Consider the following 21,051-nt stretch of genomic DNA (forward strand, 5'->3'; position numbering starts at 1 on the left):
ATCGTGCGGCCATAAAATCGTCTGTCCAACTTTTACGCCCTGCACGCGCACGCCCTTGCGATCGCGCGAGGGAGAACAATCGATATGCGTCCATCCGTTCTGGTCCCTTCAGCAGAAGGACAAGGTCCGCCGTCGCGCTCCCGCGTGCTGTGGCTCTCCTGTGTCGCGCACGCATTGCACGACGGCTATACGGACATGATCTACGCGTTGCTTCCGGTGTGGCAGGCGGACTTCGGTCTTGATTTCGCCGGTCTGGCCATCCTGCGCGGCATTTATGCCGGCACGATGGCGACGCTGCAAATCCCCGCCGGCCACCTGGCAAACCAGTGGGGCAGCCGCGCTACGCTCGCGCTCGGTACGCTGCTCGCCGCACTCGGCTATGCGTTGGCGGGAATGTCGGGCGGCCTGGCGGGTTTGTGTGCGGCGCTGGCGATTTCGGGCAGCGGATCGAGCACCCAGCACCCCATCGCCTCGGGCGCGGTCGCGCGTGCGTATGACCGCAAGGCGAGAGGCCCTTTGAGCATCTACAACTTTTCCGGCGACCTCGGCAAATCCGCGTTGCCGGCCGCCATTTCACTGCTCGTGACCATGATGTCGTGGCGTCATGCGTTGTGGGTCGTCGCGGCAGTGGGCTGCGTGACTGCCGCCGTCATCGCGCTATCTTTTCCCAACCTGCCGCGCCGCGAGACGCCGGACTGGAGCGCGCCTGCCCAGCGAGGTCCCGCTTTGGGGAAAGGGTTTTCGTGGCTGTTCGCCATCGGCGTGCTCGATACTGCGGTGCGCATGGGGCTGCTCACGTTCCTGCCGTTTCTGCTCAAGGCAAAAGGCGTATCGCCGCAACTGACGGGAACGGCGCTCGCGCTTGTATTCATCGGCGGTGCGGCCGGCAAATTCGTTTGCGGGTGGATCGGCGCGCGAGTGGGCGTCATTCACACAGTACTCCTCACCGAGGGGGGCACGGCGGCGTGCATCGTCGCTGTGATGTTCCTGCCTCTGGCTTCGACTTTGGTGCTGCTGCCATTCCTCGGCATGATGCTCAATGGCACTTCCTCGGTCCTCTACGGAACCGTGCCGGACATGTGTCCTCCCGAGCGTACTGAGCGAGCGTTCGCCCTGTTCTATACCGGGACCATCGCGTCGGGCGCGTTGTCGCCGGTCCTGTATGGCTTTCTCGGCGACAGGATTGGTGTGCATGGCGCCACGGTCGCCACCGCGTTCACCGCCCTGGCGATTTTTCCGCTCGCGATCGCCCTTCGCTCGTATCTCGGCGACAACCGCAAGGAGGTCGATACCCATGACGATGTCAGATAGACCAACCATCGCCCTTGTGGGCCCCGGCGCAATCGGCACGACTGTCGCCGCGGCGCTGCATGAGGCAGGGCGCAGGCCGACCATTTGCGGCCGTTCAGCGCACGAGCACCTGACGCTCGAGTTCGACGGTGGTCAGATCGTGGTACCGGGCCCGGTGCTGACCGATCCGGACGGCATCCGCGACAAATTCGATCTGGTGTTCGTTGCCGTGAAGTCGACGCAGACAGCGAGCGCGGCGCCGTGGCTCTCTGCACTGTGCGACGCAAGGACGGTTGTCTGCGTGCTGCAAAACGGCGTCGAGCAGATCGGCCTGTTCAAGCCATTCGCGTCCAGTGGCGTTGTCTTGCCCTCCGTGGTGTGGTTCCCTGCGCAACGCGAATCCGCATCGTCGGTATGGTTGCGCGCGGCGCCGCGCCTCACCTTGCCGGACGTGCCGGCCGCCCGCGTGGTGGCTTCCGCTTTGCGCGGCACGCGGTGTTCCGTCGAGGTGGCGGAGGATTTCGTTTCCGTCGCGTGGCGAAAGCTCCTGCAAAATGCAGTTGCCGGACTCATGGTGCTGACAGGACGCCGCGCCGGTATGTTTTCCCGGAGCGATATCACGACGCTGTCGCTCGCCTATTTGCACGAATGTCTCGACGTCGCGCGTGCGGAAGGTGCGAAGCTGGGCGATGACGTTCCGCAGCAGATCGTCGACGGGTTTCATCGCTCGCCGCCGGATCTGGGTACATCCATTCTTGCGGATAGAGAGGCTAGCCGCCCTCTCGAGTGGGACTGCCGGAACGGCGTCGTGCAGCGACGCGGCCGCTCGCACGGTATTGCTACGCCTATCAGCGATCTGCTCGTGCCGCTGCTCGCCGCCGCGAGTGACGGGCCCGGTTAGCCGTGCGCGGCTACGCGCCGTTGCACGCCGTTGCATCCCGTTGCAATGAACACTGCATTCCCGATTCAGCCACGCACCTTTGCAATCTTCGGAAGCGACTGCCGTTCGCGAATGAGGTTGATCAGCCGAAGCAAGGCGGGATGGTTGTAGCGACGACTGCTGTAGTAGATATGCAAGGGATCCTCCGGGCACGCATGCTCTTCGAGGACCACTTTCAGAGTACGCCGCGCAAGCTCGTCGGCGATCCGCGCCTCAAGAACATACGCGATCCCCATTCCCGCCTTGCATGCGCTGATGGTCGTCACCGTATCGTTGATCGTGATGACCCCGGGCACCCGGATAGACTTTTTCTTCCCTGCGACGTCGACTTCCCAGCGGTAGCTGGAATTGTCGCCGAGCAGAAGCTGCAGACACTGGTGGTTCGCGAGTTCGCCGAGTTGGCGGGGCGTACCGTGCTTCTTCAGATACGCGGGCGACGCAACCATCACCCATCGCTGCGAGCGAGTGAGGGGCACTGCGATCATGTCTTCCGGAACGTGATGACCGTAGCGAATTCCCGCGTCGTAGCCTTCCGCGACGATATCGATCGGACGATTGTCGACAACCACTGTGAGCTGCACTCCGGGACACACTCGTGCGAATTCCGGCAACGCCGGTGCGATCAGCAGGTGAGCCGCATCTGCGAAAACATTCAGGCGAAGAGAACCTAGTCGCGCCGTTCCAGGCGCTGCGAAGCTTTCGAGTGCGGAGCCGATCTGGTTGAAGCCGTCCTGCAATCGCGAGGCGAGGTCGAGCCCCGCCTCCGTGGGCGACACCGCCCTGCTCGTGCGGTTCAGCAGCTTCGCGCCGAGCCGGTCTTCCAGCCGCCGCATTGCGTGACTGACAGCCGAGGGCGTTTGTCCTGCTTCAATGGCGGCAAGCCTGAAGCTTCCACATCGAACTATGGCGAGAAACAGCTTCAGGTCGGCGAAGTCGATGCGATCGTTCTTGGGCATGGTGAATGCAATTCATCGGTTCAGTGAACCTGTTTCATTTTACGCCATGTCATTATTTTCCCGATTGGATACCTGTGGCGTGCGGCAGCCGCCGCGCGTCGACGGATCCGTTCGGAGGACAATGCCATGTCTCAACTTGAGCAGATACAGATTGCCGACCTGAAGGACACGAAAGTTCTCATTACCGGCGGGTCGACCGGAATAGGCGCGGCTGTTGTTCGAGCGTTCGCCGCCCAGGGCGCCCACGTGGTCGCGCATTTCAACGAAAGCGAAGCCGCTGCCCAAGCGCTGCGTGCGGAATCGCCGGACCGCATCCGTCTGGTTCGCGGTGACGTGAGCGAAGCGGGCGAGGCAGCGCGCGTCGTGCAGGAAGCAGCGGACTTGCTAGGCGGGCTCGATGGGCTCATTAATAACGCGGGCGGCATGCTGGGACGGTTGGCCTCCGTCAGCGCATCGGCGAGCCATTTCGAACAGGTCGTCAATCTCAACGCGAGATCGGTCTGGGAAGCAACGTCCGCGGCCTATCCGTTCCTGAAGGCGACCGGCGGCTACGTCATCAATACGACGTCCATTGCGGCGCGCACGGGCGGCGGGGCGGGCGCGGTGCTTTACGCAGCGTCGAAAAGCTTTGTCAGCAGCTTGACTCGCGGCCACGCAAAGGAATTCGTGAATGACGGCATCCGGGTCAACGCGGTATCGCCGGGACTGATACAAACGCCCTTTCACGACAAATACACGCCGGCGCAAATTCGCGCTTCGCAGACAGCGACGGTGCCGATGGGCAGAGAAGGATTGCCGGAAGAATGCGTGGGCGCATTCCTGTTCCTCGCGTCCCGCGCGATGTCGGGATACGTCACCGGGCAGATTATCGAGGTCAACGGCGGGCAATTGATGCCATGAACGGAGAATCAGCATGAAACAACGGAAGTTCGGCAATACGGGAAGCAGTGTCTCCGAAATCGGATTCGGCGCCTGGGCAATCGGCGGCTCATGGGGCGACGTCGCGGAGAGCGACGCAAAGTTAGCGCTGCACGCGGCGCTCGACAACGGCACGACGTTCATCGATACGGCCGATGTCTATGGCGATGGCCGCTCGGAGCGAATCATCGCGGAGGTACTCAAGGAACGCACCGGTCCGCGCCCCTTTGTAGCGACCAAGGCGGGTCGCCGGCTTGACCCGCATCGAGCGGAAGGCTACACGGCGGCGAATCTGAATGCCTTCGTGGACCGGTCTTTGAAGAACCTGCACGTGGAGTGCCTCGATCTGGTGCAGCTTCACTGCCCGCCGACGGAGGTCTATTACCGGCCTGAAGTTTTTGATGCAATGGACCGTATGGTCGTATCGGGGAAAATTCGTGGCTATGGGGTGTCCGTCGAGAAAGTCGAAGAAGGGCTGAAGGCGATCGAATATCCGCGCGTGAAGTCGGTGCAGATCATCTACAACATCTTTCGACAGAGGCCGGCGCGATTCATTCAGGAAGCGCACGAACGGGGCGTCGCCGTGATCGTGCGCGTGCCGCTCGCATCGGGTCTGCTCACCGGAAAGATGACGCGTGAGACGACGTTTGCGGCCAATGATCATCGCCTTTTCAATCGAAACGGTGAGGCCTTCGACAAGGGCGAGACCTTCGCGGGCGTTCCTTATGAAATTGCGCTCGACGCCGTCGACGAAATTCGCTCGCTGGTTCCGCAGAATGCAACCATGGCGCAGTTTGCGCTGCGCTGGATTCTCATGAACGAGGGCGTGACGACCGTCATTCCCGGGGCGAAGAACGCGGCGCAAGCCAGGGCCAACAGTGAGGCGAGCGAGTTGCCGCCCTTGAGTGATTCGGCCATGGCTGTTCTTCGCGAGCTTTATCTGAAGAAGATTGCGCCTCACGTGCACCATCAGTGGTGAAGCTGCTGTTTGGGCCGCGCCGCGGGTCGGCGCGGTCCGAATTGCGGGGCCGGCTCTGCTGCGACACTCTGCCAGCTCTCTTCCGTGATTTCGAACTGCACCGGCCGTTAAGTCTTCCGCTTCTTCTGTTTCCTCCGATTCGCGTTCCGCGCCGTGATGGCAAGTGGCTTTCCGCCATTTGTCCGCCGCAGCACGCCCTATCAAGGCTCGCGACTGCTGAATACCATTTCAACCCGCTAGCATGACTTCCGAGACCATTGATTAGCACTTAGAGGTGTTAACAGAATGACTTTTGCAGGTGTCGCCAGCATATGATGCAGCAGGCGATTCTGAGGAAAGCCTCGTGGATGAAAGCGAGCTGTTCGAAGCGGATGCGCAGTCGGCGGAAGTTGTGAAGCCACGAGATGGTCCGCTCCACAACCCAGCGTGTTTTGCCTAGCCCACTACCATGAGGCTGACCACGTCGAGCGATTTCGGTTGCAATGCCGGCGGCATGCAGTGGACGTCGATACTTGTCGTGGTCGTAGCCTCTGTCGCCCTGAACGACCCGAGGCTTCGATAGTGGCCTGCCACGCTTGCCGCCGATTGGCGGAATTGCCTCGACCAGCGCGTGAAGTTGAGTGACGTCGTTGCGGTTGGCGCCGGTCAGAATCACCGCGAGCGGGATGCCCTGCGCTTCGGTGATGAGATGGTGCTTTGAACCAGGTCGCGCGCGGTCTGTGGGATTCGGTCCTGTTTTTGACCTGAGCCCACAGCGCGGATTGAAGAGGAGTCGACGATGACGCGAGACCAGTCGATTTGGTCGGCTGCGCGCAATCGCGCAAGCAGCACCTCGTGCAACTGCTCCCAGACGCCAGCGGCTTGCCAGTCACGTAGGCGACGCCAGCAACTCATGCCGCTGCCGCAACCCATCTCGCGAGGCAGCAGGTCCCAACGCAGGCCTGTCTGTAAAACGAAGAGAATGCCGGTGAGCACCGCACGATTGTCGAGCGGCTTGCGACCCGGATAACGGGTTCGCCGTGGTTTGGGAGGGGGCAGCAACGGTTCGATGAGTGCCCACAGTTCGTCGTCGAGTATTGGCTTGGCCATGTCCTTTTCGTCGTCGAAACAATGAAAAGGTTAACAGCATTCATCGAGGGTTAACAGCCCCTACGTTCATTTTGTTAAGGGTTCTTAGCCCACACATCAATTCCGATAGTCGGCATCCGCATAGGTAATGTCGGTTTCTGAAGGGAGATGGCCCTGTTTACTGCTAACGAGCTTGTCGGCACTGCACGGTTAGTCAAAAAGATTCTGGAATGGCCTGTTCATAAGTTCATCCCGGTTGCGATCAAGGCCGCGATTCTGCCGCGTCGCAACACCTCAATCTCGGATCAAAGATGGAATCGTGAATACCAATCCGGAGAGTGGGAATTTCTGTCCACTACCAAGGAGGTCGGCCGCTATAGCGTGATTCTCGGATATTGTCTGCACTTCAAACCGGCGGCGCGCGTTCTCGACGTGGGGTGCGGTACAGGTATTCTTGCGCATTGGCTTTCGAGTGCCGCCGTATCCAGCTACCTCGGTATCGATCTGTCGGCAGCCGCCATCGAGAAGGCCCGACAGTCGACCCTTGAGGGAGCGGAGTTTGCTGTAGCCGATGTGGCCGCCTTCAAGACCTCACGGCTGTTCGACGTCATCGTCTTTAATGAAATACTTTATTATCTTAGGAGGCCTGAATATGATATGAGAAGATTGGCGCAGTCTCTTGCGCCTGGCGGGATATTTATTGTCAGCATGTGGCACCACGCCGATGGCGCAAGCACCTGGAAACGGTTGCGGGCGGGATTCGAGGAGCTTGATTGTGTCCGGATCGCGCACACCCCCTCGGGACTCAAATGGAACGTGGCCGTGCTCAGACCACGTTGAATCCATCATCCCTTCAGGACGGCAGCACGTTCACCGTTCTCGATCTCCCACCTGACAACAACCACCTCGACGATGCCGCGGTGATCGTCGGCCTGGATTCGGCGCAAATTCACACCACACTCTCAACGTCCGTGTATCGAGCGCGATGCTCGTTGGTTAGAACTTAAAGTTCACGCAAAGAGCGCCGTTAAGCAGTTTGCCACTGCTTGAATTGCCGTGAGCGATGACTTCGGCCCCCATACCCCGGTGAAGCGGATGCAAAATATCGCTCTGTTGCCGGTCTCAAGGATGGCGAGCACGCCGTTGTCGTTGCCATTGGGCGGAATCTGACGAAGCACCAGCGACGAACCGGGCTCACCGGCGCTTGCTACGTTTCTTCCGGGTCCATAACGGCTCCTACCCGTTTACCCACTGCCTCAAGCCATCCCGCAGTCGCCGGGGCAAAAAATTTTACGCCCGCCACAATATTTGCGCGTCTGAAACGTCTTCAGACGCATGGAACCGCCCGCCACCTCGCACACGATGACCGAACGAGACAACGACATCACCGCGACCGTGGTCCGTGAGCACAAGAGGCTCGTCAATTTCATCCGGCGACGAATACGCGATCCCGAAGATGCGGAAGACATACTGCAGGATGTCTTCCAGGAATTTGTGCAGGCTTATCGGCTGCCCGCTCCGATCGAGCAGGCAAGCGCGTGGCTTTTCCGTGCTGCGCGCAACCGTATTGTCGATCGTTTTCGCAAGAGGAGAGAGGAGCCTCTGGCAGATCTGCCGGAGGGCGAGGAAGAATCGAGCGGCGAGTATCGCCTCGACCTCGCCCTGCCGGCGCACGATGCAGGCCCTGAAGCGCTCTACGCTCGCGCTGTATTGCTCAAGGCATTGCAGGACGCACTCGATGACTTGCCGGCCAATCAGCGTGAGGTATTCATCGCGCACGAGCTGGAGGGGCGGTCCTTTAAAGACATGGTGGCGGAGAGCGGCGTTACGCTGAACACACTGCTTGCACGCAAGCGCTATGCAGTGGTGCATCTGCGCGCCCGATTGCAGGCCATTTATGACGAACTGGGTATCTAGAGGAGTCGACGGATGAATTTTCGAATCAGATGTGCGGGGAAAGTGCTGCTCGTTGTGGTCGGCCTCGCCGTGCTTAGCTGGGTGGTCATGACGCTATGGAATTGGGTAATTCCGGCGTTGTTCGTCGGCGCCCGTACGATCGACTTCGTGCATGCGTTGGGCTTGCTGGTTTTGAGCCGCATCCTGTTTGGCGGATTCCGCGGACACGGCGGCTGGCGCGATCGACGTCATTGGCGCAAATGGGAAGCCATGACGCCTGAGGAACGCGAGCACTTTCAGACCGCATGGCGATCGGCGCGCGCCCGTCGTACGGGCGACTGAACATGGCCGTGAATGCAGGTCATGCCGTGTTTGCGTCACGGCGTGCGCTGAATGTGCAATCAAGCTCACCGGAACAGCATAGCGGCGTACGTCCCCGCTGACGGTGGAAGGACATTGCGTGCCGCCTGAAACAACCATGAGCCGCCTCGCCCGAGGCTTCACCGACCCAACGATCCCGTCAAGGAGCGCACATGTCGCCGTCAAGCACAACCCTTCTGCGGCACCTTCACGAACAGAGCCAGACCGAAGTGATAGCTCGCGCGCAGGCGCAGTTTTGCGGTTCCAGCGAGGAGTTCCTGACTCTCGCGGACGAATACGACACGCTCGCCCCTCGGCTGCGTGGACGGTTCCTCGAAACGCTCGGGCTATCCAGCCACGATTTTAAATCGTCGCAAGGCGCTCCGCTTTCGTTAGCCGTGTCGGCGAAAACGGGCAAGTTTTTGCACAACATGGTGCTTTCGCTCAGACCGGCTCGAATCCTGGAACTCGGTAGTTCCTGCGGCGTGTCCACGCTCTATCTTGCCGATGCACTTCGTACGTTAGGCAGCGGAATGGTTGTCGCGACTGAATGTGACTTGGCGAAGTGCGCTCTTTTTCAGGCCAACCTCAAGGCGGCGGGCCTGAGTGCCTATGTTGATCTTTGGGAAGGCGATGCGTTTGAGACCGTTGCGCGACTGGAAGGCGCTTTCGACATGGTGTTTATCGACGTATGGACCGACACCTATCTGGACCTATTCAAGCACACAGAGCGCCTGCTCCGCCCCGGATCCATCGTTCTCGCCGACAACATGTACACCGCCGAGGACGCCGTTCGGCCATACAAGCGCTACCTTGACGACGACCCGCGTTTTTCGACGACGACGCTGGACTTTGAATCCGGACTCGAGTTTACCGTTGTCGTTTCTTAAGCTGGCAGCGAAGGAGAAACCGCACCTTGCCGCAGTTCGCTGCAATGGTGATTCGATCCGACAAAGCGCGCAAGTTTATTTGATCACCTTGCGCCAGAATACGAGGTACGCGGCCGTGCCCGATGCGATAAGAAGGATTCCCCACATGGGGGCCATGCTGATGAGAACGGACGTGGCGGACATTTCATACTCCTGACTAGTGCGATTGGCTTTCACAACACCGCTGATTCATTCGTGCCTACACGACGCGACCGGCAAGTGCTGTGTTTTAGCGACGTATTCATGGTATCGCTCCGCCCGGCCGCATCCCTGTGGTCCCGTGTCGCACCGGCTTGCGCCAGATCAACTTTCGTCCCGCCGACATTCCGCTTCGCAATGCGCGATTCGCGGTTCCGAGGTCGAGGGCTTGGTTTGCACCGTTCTGTTTCGGACTTGATCAAGCTCGAATTGCAACAATAATCACCGATGGCTGCCTCTCGCTGTTCACGAGCCCATGGCATGGTGCCCGCATGCAGACACACTACCCTCAGCTTCTCGCACCATTGCGCCGATACAGATACGTTCGAAGAAATGCGTATGGCGGCCCACAGATCGAGCGCCTGCTTCCATGCAGAATCAGTGCGTCGCTCCGCGGCCTCGCACTGATCTCGTCTCCTGGGTACGCAATGAATTGGAAAAGCTTGCTGACTGAACTGCCGGTTTGGGCGATGGGCCGCCTGTCCCCGGCGCAATACGATCCGCGTCGCAGCGAACCGCGTGAGATTCTCGTCCTCAGGCCGAACGATTTCGGTGAACTGCTCACCGCGACGCCGATCTTCGAGGCGCTCAAGAAACGCTTCCCCGCCACGCGTATCGTTGCCGGCATTGGCAGTTGGGGGCGACCGGTTCTCGAGAACAATCCGTTCGTCGATGAGATCGTCGAGCTGAATGCACCGTGGAACAACAAGATTGTCGAGGATCGCTCGCCGGGTGCTGTGATGCGCTTCCTATTGCGATCGCCGCAAGTCGTCGCACTGCACAAGCGCGGCGGATTCGACGTCGGGATCGATGTCCTCGGCAGTTACATGGGCGCACTATTGATGATGCGGCTCGGCGCCCGGTACCGCATCGGCGTGCGCGGCTATCGCGGCGGCCACAGCGGCTGCCACGCCTACATTGATTTCGCGCGCCGTCAATCCGGTCGCGCAGCGCTGGCGCAAGCTGCGTTGCTGGGCGCAAAGGAGCTTCCCGACGCGCGTCCACAGCTTTTCCTCACGGCAGCCGAACGAGCGAGCGCCGCAAGGATCTGGTCCGCCAGTTATCCTAACGATGGTACACGTTGGCGAGTCCTTGTCGGCGTGGGTGCAGGTGTGTCCAGCAAAGCCTGGTCTCCCCGTCAGTTCGGCGCTGCGCTTTTACAGATCGCGTCTGCGCTCGGACAGGGCGGCGACCAGTGCGACATCGTCATAGTCGGCAGCGAGGCCGACAAACCACGCGCTGCAGAAGCCATCGCGGCTGCAGGCCCTCACGCGCGCGTGCGTTCGGTAGCGGGAGACGTGTCGATGCGAACCGTCTTCGCGCTCGCCGAGACAGCGAACGTCGTCCTGACCAATTCTTCAATGCTGATGCACGTGGCTGCCGCGTTCCATCGGCCGACCGTCGCCGTGCTGGGGGGCAGCATCACGAGGCCGATGGTTCACGATGCGATCTGGGGATACCCCGAACATTATCGGAGCGTCGCGCCCGACGTCTATGTGGAAGGCCAGCAGGAAGCAAACTGGCCGGAGGTCGAACGGGTCGTGAACGCGGTGCTGGACTCGTTGCGAACGCAACGGACACCCGCCGCTGTGGGTCAAGCCCCACACGCCGTGCCGGGGCGCGTGATATAGATACCGCCACCGGGCAATACCACGCAGCACACCTCACCGCCAACGCCCTTGTTGAGTTTTCGTAGTACGTCGCCCACGTGGCGCGTGAGCATGTCCTCAACGTGACACTCGTTTTTGACCTGCTCGACCACACCCGCGCCAGGCGCATAGGTAACCGTAAAACCGTGCAAGGCATGCGCAAATACCGCAGCTTGCGCACTCAATCCCGCACGCGGCACACCAGTTAACGCCGACGTATCAGAGATACAGCCTACCCCTCCCCCTTCAGTTTTCCAATAGCAGGCCGTTATTCCATCTGACGTGCGCCATGCGCATCTATAACCCTGACGTTGGAGCGAAATAAATCGGCGTTCCGGCGATCAGAATAATTAACGAGGAGTTAAGCCATCATGCTGTTGCGTCGAATCGCCATCTATGCCCTGAGCGCGTCCATCCTTGCGGGATGCGCGGTAGGGCGGACAACTGTCGATGTTTCCGCGCCTCAAGGCACCAACCCCACGACGGGCAAATACGTGCGAATCGATTCAGTTCAGGACAAGCGGACCTTTTCGGTCAAGCCCCCTAGCGCCGACATGGCATCACTGGATCCGAATGAAGATTCGAGCGACGCGTCAAAAGCGCGTGCGATCGGCCGCAAAAGAAACGGTTATGGCAAAGCGCTGGGCGACGTGGTGCTGCCTCAAGGAAAGACGGCTTCCGGGCTCGTTGAAAGCGCATTGGCCACCGGCTTTCAGGATGCGGGCTACATTGTCGTGAAGCAGGGTGATCCGAACTTCGCGGCGGCCGCTCCGGTGACTGCGCAGATCATCGATTTCTGGGCGTGGTTCGAGCCCGGCTTCTGGTCCATTAAAACGAACCAGAAGTCCGAACTGCAGTTGTCGGGCGATGTCGGCGCTCTTCATGGTGAACAGACAATCAAGACGCGCGTGAGTGAATCAAAGCAGGTTGTCGTGTCCAGCGACTGGCAGGAGATCGTGGAAAAAGGCCTCGCGGCCATCACCCAGCGAACGAAGGAACTGGTCAGCGGTAAGTAGTTCCGCGAGAAGAGGCGCCCTCCCGTGCTCGTGAAGGTGACGAGAGGGTCGCCAGACTGTCTAGCAGCATCGCAGCGAAAAATCCTCGATCAGCGAAGAGTATCCTCGAACGACCAGACCTTACGCGTGTCCATGCGCAGCTGGATCCGCCAGAGAAGCGGCGCGCGACAAGGCGGTTACGCGGACCTGATCAGTATGCGGCCTATTGACACACATAACTTGCCGACGAGCCAACCGCGCCGCCAACGTACTGCACCGTCTGCGGGTACATGCAAAGGGGTCTGGATACGCTAGCGTCAGCGGAACTTACCTGGATCTGGGACGGCGCCTGCCCTTTCTCGACCCAGTTGCGCAGGGCCAGAAACATTTCGTCGCGTCCCGCCGCAGGCTGGGGCAACGGCATTTTCGCCGTGCTGATCGGGGCGTTGGTGCTCGGGTCGATCGAGGCGCTCGTGGCAAAACTGCTGTCGTGCGCGAGCCCCGGAATGAGAAACAGACGATAAAACGACTGCACCGCCGACACACCGCCCATCTGCGTCGACACACGATCGAAATAGTTAATCGATCCTGCCGGGAAAATCTTGTCGTCCGCAAGTCCGTGGTATGTGAGCATCTTGCCGCCCGCTGCGTGAAAAGCGCTCAAATCAGGATTATCGGTGTTGATGTTGCTGAACGAACTCTGCAGCGCAACCCCTTGCGCGTAGGCGTTCGCGAGATCGCTATAACCTAGTTGTTTCCACTGGTTGGTCCCATTGCCGGTCGCATTCAAAAAAGATGCTTGTGCATAGGCCGCATTTTGCAATTCCAGCGCGACCTGATCGGTCGCAATGCTGAAGGGATTCGTGCCTGCCAGCGATAACGAAAGACTCGTTCCGCGTGTCAACCCGTACCAGAGTTGGCTCGAGGCGAGAGTCGCCGCATTGCCGTTGTCGAGCGCCGGGTCCGGTACGCTGCCATCCGTCGTCTGACCGTACCAGATCTGGTTGACGACGTGCGCTTCGTTTGCACTGAGACATGCACTGTTCGTACTGGCCCCTGTCACACCATTTCCGGCCGCTCCCGCACACAGCACGTTGGCATCCTTGCTCGGATCGTAGCGGCATTGCATCGGATTGAGCAGATAGCCCAATCCCACCGTATCGCACGATTTGACGGCGGCACCGCTAACGAAAGCGAGCTTCGCTGCCGCGACAGGCGCGCCCAACGACTGTTGCATCGCGATCTGCGGATACAGTTCGGCGGTAATGAACTTGCTCCAGTTGAAAGCCGGCGAGCCCGCGAGAATACCGTCGAAATCCGTAGGGTACTTCTGCGCGATCTTGAATCCCTGACGCCCGCCGGTGGAAAACCCATCCCAATAGGCGTAGGTCTGCACGTGCCCGTAATACGCCTTCACCAGTGCTTTCGTTTTGACCGCCATTTCGTGCATGCTTCGTTCAGCGAAGTCCTGCCACAAAACAGTGTTGATAGTCCCGTCCGGATTCATTGCGAACGATCCGTTGTTCAGAATGACGTGACCGTGATCCGATGCACTCACGACATAGCCTTTGTTGACCGCCGCCAGGTATAGGGACTTCGTGGCTAACTGCGTGGGATCGGAGTGCGCACCGCCTGCCCAACCGCCGCTTCCTGTCGCCCTGATGATGTTGTTCCATGCCGAGGCCATTGGCAGCCAGACCTCGATGCCGATCCCTGCGGAAGTCGATGGCGCGCCGGCCGGCCCCGGATTTCCCGGCCCTACGAGGAGTTTTACGAGACACACGTCGGTAGCAGCAACGGGCGGTGCAGGTGATGCCGGCGTGTTGGCAAGCGCATAAGACGAGCCCGCCTTGAACTGCTTGACGAAAACAACTGTCGTGTTTGCGTCTGGCTTGAACGCTGCTTTCATGCTTTCGTCGCAGCTTAGCAGTCCCGATTGTTGAGCAGACGTCGAAATGTCGTCGTGACCTCCACAGCCCGAGACCAGGAAACTCATCACGACCACTAGCAGAATACAAAGCAGAGACCCAACGCTACTTTTTCCAGTGTCGTTTTCGGCTGTCATTTCCTCGTCTCCTTGGCTATGGGTCGTCCAGCGACGACTCAGCAAAATAACCGGCAATGCTGTTTCATTAGTTATACGAATTTATAAGAGCGAAGTTCGAGGACGATGTGTCAATTGACCGCCTGGTCCCAGTCGATACAAGCGGCGCAACAAGATCACGGATGCTTGCCGCGAGCACGGATACAGCCGAACTCGATAGAGATTGCATGATAGTGCAACAGTCGACGCCAACACAAGCAATGAAGTACATGCAGACGTCGGCGGTTTACCCTATGTTTCGCAATGTGCCCCTCAACTCAAACGTGGGTGAGCGTGCATGAAAACCTCATGCAACGGTTCACGCTGCCGTGAGACGTCCGACGCGCTCGTGCAGGAACTCATGGAATGTGCGCGTGAATAACAATGGCGTAATGGCGGCACGCGTGTCGGCCCGCTTTGCCCTCGGTCAGAACGCCGGCAGCTGTCGCTTCAAACATAGGGGAAAACCCCCGCTGCCCGCCCTAACGCCGTTTCCACAGCACATGCATTGCAACGCGTGGCCGATTTCGTTGATGCCTTTGCCGAAAGCGCGGAGACGTGATGCTCGCTGTGAAATAGTGCTGCGGTATGCTGTTTCTCATGAAGAAACTTATACTCTCCGCGACCGGCGCTGTGACCTCCATGCTTCCCCTGAGGCTCCGGCATGTTATGGCGAAGTCGCTTCTCGAAGACAGCTCGCTCGCGAGGGAGTACGGCTATCTTTATCTCTCCAGCCTTTCGCGCAAGCTCAACGTCGTGCGGCTCTCGGCAGCGGGACAGTACGGCACAATGGTGAGCAGCTCGAACGACCTGAGCATTCTGCGCAAATATGCCGAAACGGGCCGCTGGGCGCCCGAGCTGGCAGAGAAGCTGAAAAAGTTCTTCGCAGAGTCCGGCGGAACTTATCTGGACATCGGCGCGAACATCGGCATGACGACCATTCCGATTGCGCAATACAACCAGCGCGTGAAGTGCTATGCGTTCGAGCCCGAGCCGGTGAATTACCGGAATCTGCAGCGCAACATTGCTGAGAACTGTCCATCGTCCAATATAGAGACCTTCCAGCTTGCGCTCCACGAACGCGAGGATGTACTGCCCTTTGAAATTGCCGACGGCAATCTCGGCGATCATCGCCTTCACTTCGAAACCAGTCTGCCGGCAAAGCAGAATGAAATGGGCCGCAAGATTATCGAGGTGCGTTGCGTGAGGCTCGACGATATCCCCATCGAATTAGCGGGGCCGGTCTTTGCGAAGATCGATACCCAAGGTGCGGAGCCCTATGTCTTCGCCGGCGGCAGCAAAACGCTCGCGAAAACCGATGCGATCCTCGTCGAATGGTCGCCCTATCATATGGCGCGCCTCGGCGGTGATCCGAACGTCGTGCTGCAGTTTCTCGAAGCGCACTTCAGTTACGGGCGCATCGAAGAGACGGACGCGAAGGCGGGCAAGCAAGGCGTAACGGAACCGATGGCAACGATCACCAGCCGCTTGAGGATGACGATTGGCCAGTGGCGCGACAATCCGTTGAACTATGTGGACATCTACGCCACCCGAACGCCGCCAGCCGCTGAATAAGCCATTGCCCAGCGAGCGCGCGAGTTCATTCCGTTACCGGCTTTTCGACGGCGCCAGCGTGTCCGCTGGCTGTCTCGAGGAACTCACCGTAACTGCGGCGGCAGGCATTCCAGCCGAATTCCTCGAGCGCCTTGCGATGGCTCGCGTTGCCGCCAAACGTCTGCCATGACTGGTTGACCGAGCGCAATATGGCGGGCAGCTCGCTGACGTCATCGAAAAGAATCACGTTGTTGAACTTCCTGGCTGCCCACGCCATAAAAGGCGTGGAGCGGGCGATGAGCACCGGTACAAGCCCAATCGCTTCGAAAAATGCGCCGCTGACCAGCATGGAATCGGCAGCATGCGGAAGGATCAGCACGTCGCTGTCGGCAATGCTCTGGGCAAACTCAGCGTCCGTGAGAAATCGCGATTCGAGATCCACCGCTTCTCGCAGCGATCTTCTATCGATGATCTCGTTCAACGTGGCCAGATAAGCGTCGGTGCCGTGTCCGGCGATATGCAACTTGCACTCGGGCGGCCAAAGGTCGAGTACCGCATCGATCTGTTTATACGGCCGAATCACGCCCAGCATCGTAAACAGCGGCGCGGACCGCTGCGGTTTTGCGTTGTATGGCGGGTGCCCTGGCGCGTCCCAATACAACGGATGCGGTAAATACTGCGCGCGGTAGGGCGCCTGGAAATCGGGCGCGTGCACGACGCGAAAGTCTGCAAGACGGCGCACGAACGCAATGATCCGCATAGACAGGCGTCTGTTGAATCCCACCGTATCGTGCACAGCCTGGTCATGTACGAAGTACACCACCTTCGCGCGCCCGAGCAGAATCACCGCACAATAGAAGGCAAAGATCAGCGAGCCAATCAGGCTCAGCTGCGCGGTGCCTTTCTGTCGCCTGAACGGGCGGTACTCGAGCCAATGGAACACCAGCAGGTTCTCCGGCTTGAACAGGTCGACGATGCCGCCCTTTAACAAGCCCTTGATCGACAACGGCATCACATCGTAGCCAACGGACCTGTACAGATCTTTCTGGATCTCTATATAGCGGTTCGTGGGATTGGTAAATGGGCACATCAGCACACGCGGTCGTACGCGGTTCAATTCATCTTTTCCATGCGCGCGACGCGCTTCCTGAATAATCTGCGACATTAGACAATCTCCGGCCGGACCGCCCCCGAGGAACATCAAGCAAAAGCGTTATCCCGACGTCTCAGGGTTCCCGTCGTTATGAACGCTTTTAGCAAAATGGAAAATGGTCTGAATCTGTATTCTTCAGTCCAGCTTAGCATGCAAAAAACGGCCACGTGTGGCTGCAATCACCTGAAAACGCGCCAATCGGGACAGGCGCTCACACGCCCATGTCCGAAAGTGCTGAACGCCTCGCACGCACCCGCCCAGCAATGCAGACGAACTGCCGCACGGCAAGAAATACCTAACGCACAAAAGCGGAAATATTGACGCGCATTTCATGGGGTCAAAGTGAAAAAAATGCAGGGCGTCCAGTCCCCATACCATAAGGAGAAAGTAGATTTTCTTTGTCATACGGGAGCCGATCGGAAAGGATCTTGCTTTCTGGCGGAAAAGGGCTAATTTTCGTTTTGACCGTCACGGGTTCCGGGTAAGATCTACCCCGTTCGCAGTAACAGTCCGCAATATTTACGTAGTGCAGGCTGTCTTTCTCGGACAAACGTTTGCGAAGGCGTCTCTCGTCTCACCGACGCCCGAAAACGAACCCGGTTATTCCACTGCTGATTGAACTCCATGCGCGAGGCGCCGCCCGTGGCGTGGGCGGCTTGCGCGCGTCAGCCCCGTCGACGCGGGTAGTTCAGCGGTATTAATCGTTTCGGCAAATACCTCTGCCTGACGCATCAACAGCACTCGGATTTCCTGGACGATCAGTAGTGCCAATAAAAATAACGTTATCTGATTTTCAATAGCAATTAACCCACATAAGAACCACATTTTTTGACTTTATTCGGGGACCTTCTCGATAGTGGAATAAATCACAATGTTGAAACGACGACAATTTATTGGTGCGCTGACGGCGCTTGGCGGCAGTGTGGTGCTGAGCGCCTGTGGTGGAGGCGGCACGGAAGAGGCAGGCGCAACGGCTTCGAGCTCAGGGGCTCAAAAGACCAGCGCCACGGCAAAAGCGACTTCGCCAAACGGCGCGGCCATGCCGCCCGCAACGTCGCTGATCGACGGTACGGGCGCGACCTGGACGCTGTCCGGCGGCGTCGCCTATCGCAACGGTGCGAAGGCGGGCAACAACTACAACGTGGTGCTCGCGCTGTGCTTTAACGGCAACATCTACGTTGAAAACACGAGCTCGCAGTTTTACCAGTGGACGGGCTCGACGTGGCAAGCCACGAGCGATCCTCGCCAGGGCACGACTTCGCCGGACGGCACCACGATGCCGTCGGCGTCCAGCATTATCGACAAGACGGGTGCCGTCTGGACGCTGACCAACGGCGTGATCTCGTGCAACGGCGCTGTGGTCGGCAACAACTACAACGTGAACCTGGTGCTCTGGTACGGCGGCAAGATCTACTGCCGCAACACGAGCGGCCAGTTCTATGCGAATGCGGAAGTCGCCGCTCAATGGTTGCCGTGCAGCGATCCGCGCACGGCCGTCGCGGCGACCGCGGGCAGCTTCTTCGGCATAAACGGTCACTTCGACTACACGTACACGCCCGCGCAGATCGTCTCGATTCTGAAAGGCCTCGGCTGTACCAGCTATCGTGTCGGCTGCACTGCGGACGCGAATGAACTGAACGCCGTCGTCAAACTCGCACAGGCGTTCCAGTCCGCTGGCATGACGCTGCTCGTGCTGGTGAACCTCGGCTTCCGGGACAGCAACGGCAACCTGCTGGCCGGCGAATCCGCGGCTTACAACGCCTGCTATGGATCGGCCTTCACGATCGCCAATACGCTCAAACCGTACGGCGTGACGTTCTATGAGTGCGGCAACGAGTTGACCCGCGACAATGCCATCATCATCGATTCGACTAACGCAGGCACGAAGGCGCTCGACTTCAACAATGCCAACTGGCCGACCATGCGCGGCGCAATGCGCGGCATGATCGACGGCGTGAAGGCGGCGCAGCCCAGCGCCAAATGCGGGATCAACTTCTGTGTCGCGGATGTCGGCGCGTCGGACGCTCTCTGGGACGGCATGCAACCCGACGGCAGCGGCGGCCATCCGAAGGTGCGTTGGGACATCACCACATGGCACAACTACGAAGTGTATGGCGACATCTTCAACATCGGCACGGACGGCGCGGGTCCCGGCATCGACCTGCCTACGTACTGCAAGGCCCGATACGGTGTGCCGTTCTTCATCACGGAGTGGAATACGGGCCCGGAACAAACGCAGTCGTATCGTGCGACGTACATTACGTCGCAACTGAATTCGTTCTATGCGGCGCGCAAGACGCACAACATTCAGTCCGTGATGTACTACGTGCTCGATAGCGGCAACAACACGTTCGGCATTATGACGAACGGCACGGCGCTGAACCCGCCGTACGGCGCATTCACCACGTTCACCTCGAGCCACGCCGACACCTGATCCGGCGCGTGCCCGGATGTGACTTGAGAACCGGCCTCCCGCTGCGTGCAAGCGGGAGGCCATTTTTTTCGCCGGCAATACCGAAAGCGCGCTATTTCCGCCGCGGCTTCGCGCCCCGATGTATAGCATTCCTGATCACCTCTGTGAGACGCCGCGCCGCCCCTTCCATCTGCGCACGACTGAACCCGCCGAATCCCAGCACGAGGCCGGGCCGGCCGTTGCCTTGCGAGAACATCGGCGACACGGCACGCACCGCGACCCCCGCTCGCGCTGCCAGCGTGGCCACCTCTCTATCGTCGAGCGCGCGAGCAAGCCAAAGCACGAGGTGCATGCCCTGGTCGCCGGGCTGGACCCATGCGATTTCCGAAGGCAGCAGTTCGCCGAGCGTCTCGATCAGATGCGCGCGATGCTCCGCATACACGTTGCGAACCCGCCTGATGTGCCGCTCCAGATGTCCCTGCGCCATGAATGCGGCGAGCACGTGCTGATCCGCGTTCGGCGGATGCCGGTCCATCAAGACCCGCGCGCCGCAAAACGCGTCGGCGAGATCGCCGGGCGCGATCACGTACCCGAGGCGCAGCGAAGGAAACAGAATCTTGCTGAACGTACCGAGGTAAATCACGCGCTCGGGGTCCGAACTCTGCAGCGCCGGAAACGGATAACCTTCGTAGCGGAATTCGCTGTCGTAGTCGTCTTCGACAACCCATGCATTGTTGGTCCGCGCCCAACCCAGCAACGCGCTGCGTCTCGCCATGCTGAGCGGCATGCCGAGCGGATACTGATGCGACGGCGTGACAAACACGGCCTTTGCATGCGGCGCGAGGCGCACGCCTGCGGCGACGTCGAGGCCCTCCTCGTCCACCGGTACACGGATCATGGCGCTGCCCCGCCCGTTGTTTTCGAGGATAGCCGTCAGGCCGCGATAGGCGGGGTCTTCGACCCACGCCTCATCGTTCGCGCCGAGCAGCACCTGGCTCGCGAGATATAAGCCCTGCTGCGTGCCGCTCGTAATGGTCACCTGCCCCGCGTCGCACTGCACCGAGCGCGACTTGCGCACGTACGCCGCAATCGCCTCGCGCAACGGCAACGCGCCCTTTGGGTCTTCGTAACCAGCGGGCGCTGCAGCGCCTCGTGCCCGTATGCGGTTGCCTAGCCGGCGCCAGATGTCGGCGGGCGCCGTCAGGCCGACCGGCACCGAAATAGCGAACGGTACCGGCGGCAACGGACTGAATTCGCGCGCGATCCGCGCAAAGCGCGCGGCTGGTTCAGGCAGACTGCTTTGCGGGAGCCGGCGGCGACCGCCCGCGCCGGTCGGCTTGCGAACGCGCCTCGTTGGCGCGGCAACAGATAAAGTCGAGGCAACCCGTGTCGCGGCACCGCGCTGCGATTCCAGAAAGCCCTCGGCGATCAGTTGCTCATAAGCCTCCACCACGGTGCCGCGCGCAAGCTTGAGGGACGCGGCAAGAAGTCGCGTCGACGGTAAGGGCTCAGCTGGCGCGAGCGCGCCGCCACGCACCGCCTCTCTAAGTAATGCCGCCAACTGGGCCGACAGGTTTCCAGCTCCACGGTCGAGCGCACCCAACGCCGGAATGTCTACTACACGCGCGGTTCGCGGCATGATTCTGGTTTAGTAAAATTGATCCAAACTG

Annotated in this window: 17 protein-coding genes; 12 read left to right on the plus strand and 5 right to left on the minus strand. The window is 59.9% G+C overall.

Annotated elements, in window-relative coordinates:
- Window positions 1-84 precede the first annotated feature (84 nt).
- Entirely contained in the window at window positions 85-1,311 is a 1,227-nt protein-coding gene (locus tag HV711_RS19050) for an MFS transporter (protein ID WP_035485923.1), read from the plus strand.
- Entirely contained in the window at window positions 1,295-2,191 is an 897-nt protein-coding gene (locus tag HV711_RS19055; protein ID WP_035485925.1) for an oxidoreductase, read from the plus strand. The genes HV711_RS19050 and HV711_RS19055 overlap by 17 nt, the downstream gene beginning before the upstream one ends.
- Before the next feature lie 65 nt (window positions 2,192-2,256).
- Here the strand turns inward: HV711_RS19055 and HV711_RS19060 are convergent, their stop codons facing one another.
- Complete coding sequence (locus tag HV711_RS19060; protein WP_035485927.1) at window positions 2,257-3,186, minus strand: LysR family transcriptional regulator; 930 nt, start codon at window positions 3,184-3,186, stop codon at window positions 2,257-2,259.
- Window positions 3,187-3,312: 126 nt separating this feature from the next.
- Here HV711_RS19060 and HV711_RS19065 point away from each other — a divergent pair, with 126 nt between their 5' ends.
- Window positions 3,313-4,086 (plus strand): SDR family NAD(P)-dependent oxidoreductase, encoded by a 774-nt coding sequence (locus HV711_RS19065; protein ID WP_028362642.1) that lies wholly within the window; start codon window positions 3,313-3,315, stop codon window positions 4,084-4,086.
- Window positions 4,087-4,099: 13 nt separating this feature from the next.
- Entirely contained in the window at window positions 4,100-5,083 is a 984-nt protein-coding gene (locus HV711_RS19070; RefSeq protein WP_035485929.1) for an aldo/keto reductase, read from the plus strand.
- A 277-nt stretch (window positions 5,084-5,360) separates the two neighbouring features.
- On the opposite strand, the gene HV711_RS19075 is transcribed toward HV711_RS19070, so the two are convergent.
- Window positions 5,361-6,172 (minus strand): IS5 family transposase gene (locus tag HV711_RS19075; RefSeq protein ID WP_175145198.1). Its coding sequence is split into 2 segments (ribosomal slippage): window positions 5,361-5,824 and window positions 5,824-6,172, totalling 813 coding nucleotides; the frame shifts between segments, so codons are not numbered across the junction.
- A 147-nt stretch (window positions 6,173-6,319) separates the two neighbouring features.
- On the opposite strand from HV711_RS19075, the gene HV711_RS19080 reads away from it, so the two are divergent.
- The 6 genes from HV711_RS19080 to HV711_RS19105 all read left to right on the plus strand — a co-directional run bounded on the left by HV711_RS19080 (window position 6,320) and on the right by HV711_RS19105 (window position 12,199).
- Complete coding sequence (locus HV711_RS19080; RefSeq protein WP_035485933.1) at window positions 6,320-6,991, plus strand: class I SAM-dependent methyltransferase; 672 nt, start codon at window positions 6,320-6,322, stop codon at window positions 6,989-6,991.
- A gap of 495 nt (window positions 6,992-7,486) precedes the next feature.
- The gene (locus tag HV711_RS19085) at window positions 7,487-8,068 is read left to right on the plus strand and encodes an RNA polymerase sigma factor (protein WP_175145200.1); all 582 of its coding nucleotides are present in this window, start codon (window positions 7,487-7,489) and stop codon (window positions 8,066-8,068) included.
- A 12-nt stretch (window positions 8,069-8,080) separates the two neighbouring features.
- Window positions 8,081-8,389 carry a hypothetical protein gene (locus HV711_RS19090; protein WP_028362638.1) on the plus strand — a complete coding sequence of 103 codons (309 nt, stop codon included), beginning with the start codon at window positions 8,081-8,083 and terminating at the stop codon, window positions 8,387-8,389.
- Between the two features lie 191 nt (window positions 8,390-8,580).
- Entirely contained in the window at window positions 8,581-9,297 is a 717-nt protein-coding gene (locus HV711_RS19095) for an O-methyltransferase (RefSeq protein WP_028362637.1), read from the plus strand.
- 665 nt (window positions 9,298-9,962) lie between these two features.
- The gene (locus HV711_RS19100) at window positions 9,963-11,165 is read left to right on the plus strand and encodes a glycosyltransferase family 9 protein (protein WP_035485938.1); all 1,203 of its coding nucleotides are present in this window, start codon (window positions 9,963-9,965) and stop codon (window positions 11,163-11,165) included.
- A 389-nt stretch (window positions 11,166-11,554) separates the two neighbouring features.
- Window positions 11,555-12,199 carry a hypothetical protein gene (locus HV711_RS19105; RefSeq protein ID WP_028362635.1) on the plus strand — a complete coding sequence of 215 codons (645 nt, stop codon included), beginning with the start codon at window positions 11,555-11,557 and terminating at the stop codon, window positions 12,197-12,199.
- A 202-nt stretch (window positions 12,200-12,401) separates the two neighbouring features.
- On the opposite strand, the gene HV711_RS19110 is transcribed toward HV711_RS19105, so the two are convergent.
- Window positions 12,402-14,243, minus strand: a complete 1,842-nt coding sequence (locus HV711_RS19110; RefSeq protein ID WP_035485941.1) for a tannase/feruloyl esterase family alpha/beta hydrolase — start codon at window positions 14,241-14,243, stop codon at window positions 12,402-12,404.
- A 606-nt stretch (window positions 14,244-14,849) separates the two neighbouring features.
- Between HV711_RS19110 and HV711_RS19115 the strand changes: the two genes are divergently transcribed.
- The gene (locus HV711_RS19115) at window positions 14,850-15,836 is read left to right on the plus strand and encodes an FkbM family methyltransferase (RefSeq protein WP_244142702.1); all 987 of its coding nucleotides are present in this window, start codon (window positions 14,850-14,852) and stop codon (window positions 15,834-15,836) included.
- Between the two features lie 25 nt (window positions 15,837-15,861).
- Here HV711_RS19115 and HV711_RS19120 read toward each other — a convergent pair whose 3' ends face one another.
- Window positions 15,862-17,016 carry a glycosyltransferase family protein gene (locus tag HV711_RS19120; protein WP_244142706.1) on the minus strand — a complete coding sequence of 385 codons (1,155 nt, stop codon included), beginning with the start codon at window positions 17,014-17,016 and terminating at the stop codon, window positions 15,862-15,864.
- An 823-nt stretch (window positions 17,017-17,839) separates the two neighbouring features.
- Between HV711_RS19120 and HV711_RS19125 the strand changes: the two genes are divergently transcribed.
- Entirely contained in the window at window positions 17,840-19,402 is a 1,563-nt protein-coding gene (locus HV711_RS19125) for a hypothetical protein (RefSeq protein ID WP_015001738.1), read from the plus strand.
- Window positions 19,403-19,493: 91 nt separating this feature from the next.
- Here HV711_RS19125 and pdxR read toward each other — a convergent pair whose 3' ends face one another.
- Window positions 19,494-21,020 carry a MocR-like pyridoxine biosynthesis transcription factor PdxR gene (gene pdxR / locus HV711_RS19130; RefSeq protein ID WP_035485950.1) on the minus strand — a complete coding sequence of 509 codons (1,527 nt, stop codon included), beginning with the start codon at window positions 21,018-21,020 and terminating at the stop codon, window positions 19,494-19,496.
- Window positions 21,021-21,051: the final 31 nt, after the last annotated feature.

Source organism: Paraburkholderia phenoliruptrix (assembly GCF_902859825.1).
GTDB lineage: Bacteria > Pseudomonadota > Gammaproteobacteria > Burkholderiales > Burkholderiaceae > Paraburkholderia > Paraburkholderia phenoliruptrix.

What these genes read in the sequence shown, in the direction of transcription:
- HV711_RS19120 (WP_244142706.1), bottom strand. Translation starts at nt 17,016, where the DNA reads ATGTTCCTCGGGGGCGGTCCGGCCGGAGATTGTCTAATGTCGCAGATT.
- HV711_RS19050 (WP_035485923.1), top strand. Translation starts at nt 85, where the DNA reads ATGCGTCCATCCGTTCTGGTCCCTTCAGCAGAAGGACAAGGTCCGCCG.
- HV711_RS19080 (WP_035485933.1), top strand. Translation starts at nt 6,320, where the DNA reads ATGGCCCTGTTTACTGCTAACGAGCTTGTCGGCACTGCACGGTTAGTC.
- HV711_RS19070 (WP_035485929.1), top strand. Translation starts at nt 4,100, where the DNA reads ATGAAACAACGGAAGTTCGGCAATACGGGAAGCAGTGTCTCCGAAATC.
- HV711_RS19065 (WP_028362642.1), top strand. Translation starts at nt 3,313, where the DNA reads ATGTCTCAACTTGAGCAGATACAGATTGCCGACCTGAAGGACACGAAA.
- HV711_RS19060 (WP_035485927.1), bottom strand. Translation starts at nt 3,186, where the DNA reads ATGCCCAAGAACGATCGCATCGACTTCGCCGACCTGAAGCTGTTTCTC.
- HV711_RS19115 (WP_244142702.1), top strand. Translation starts at nt 14,850, where the DNA reads ATGCTGTTTCTCATGAAGAAACTTATACTCTCCGCGACCGGCGCTGTG.
- HV711_RS19085 (WP_175145200.1), top strand. Translation starts at nt 7,487, where the DNA reads ATGGAACCGCCCGCCACCTCGCACACGATGACCGAACGAGACAACGAC.
- HV711_RS19110 (WP_035485941.1), bottom strand. Translation starts at nt 14,243, where the DNA reads ATGACAGCCGAAAACGACACTGGAAAAAGTAGCGTTGGGTCTCTGCTT.
- HV711_RS19055 (WP_035485925.1), top strand. Translation starts at nt 1,295, where the DNA reads ATGACGATGTCAGATAGACCAACCATCGCCCTTGTGGGCCCCGGCGCA.
- HV711_RS19105 (WP_028362635.1), top strand. Translation starts at nt 11,555, where the DNA reads ATGCTGTTGCGTCGAATCGCCATCTATGCCCTGAGCGCGTCCATCCTT.
- HV711_RS19125 (WP_015001738.1), top strand. Translation starts at nt 17,840, where the DNA reads ATGTTGAAACGACGACAATTTATTGGTGCGCTGACGGCGCTTGGCGGC.
- HV711_RS19090 (WP_028362638.1), top strand. Translation starts at nt 8,081, where the DNA reads ATGAATTTTCGAATCAGATGTGCGGGGAAAGTGCTGCTCGTTGTGGTC.
- HV711_RS19100 (WP_035485938.1), top strand. Translation starts at nt 9,963, where the DNA reads ATGAATTGGAAAAGCTTGCTGACTGAACTGCCGGTTTGGGCGATGGGC.
- HV711_RS19095 (WP_028362637.1), top strand. Translation starts at nt 8,581, where the DNA reads ATGTCGCCGTCAAGCACAACCCTTCTGCGGCACCTTCACGAACAGAGC.
- pdxR (WP_035485950.1), bottom strand. Translation starts at nt 21,020, where the DNA reads ATGCCGCGAACCGCGCGTGTAGTAGACATTCCGGCGTTGGGTGCGCTC.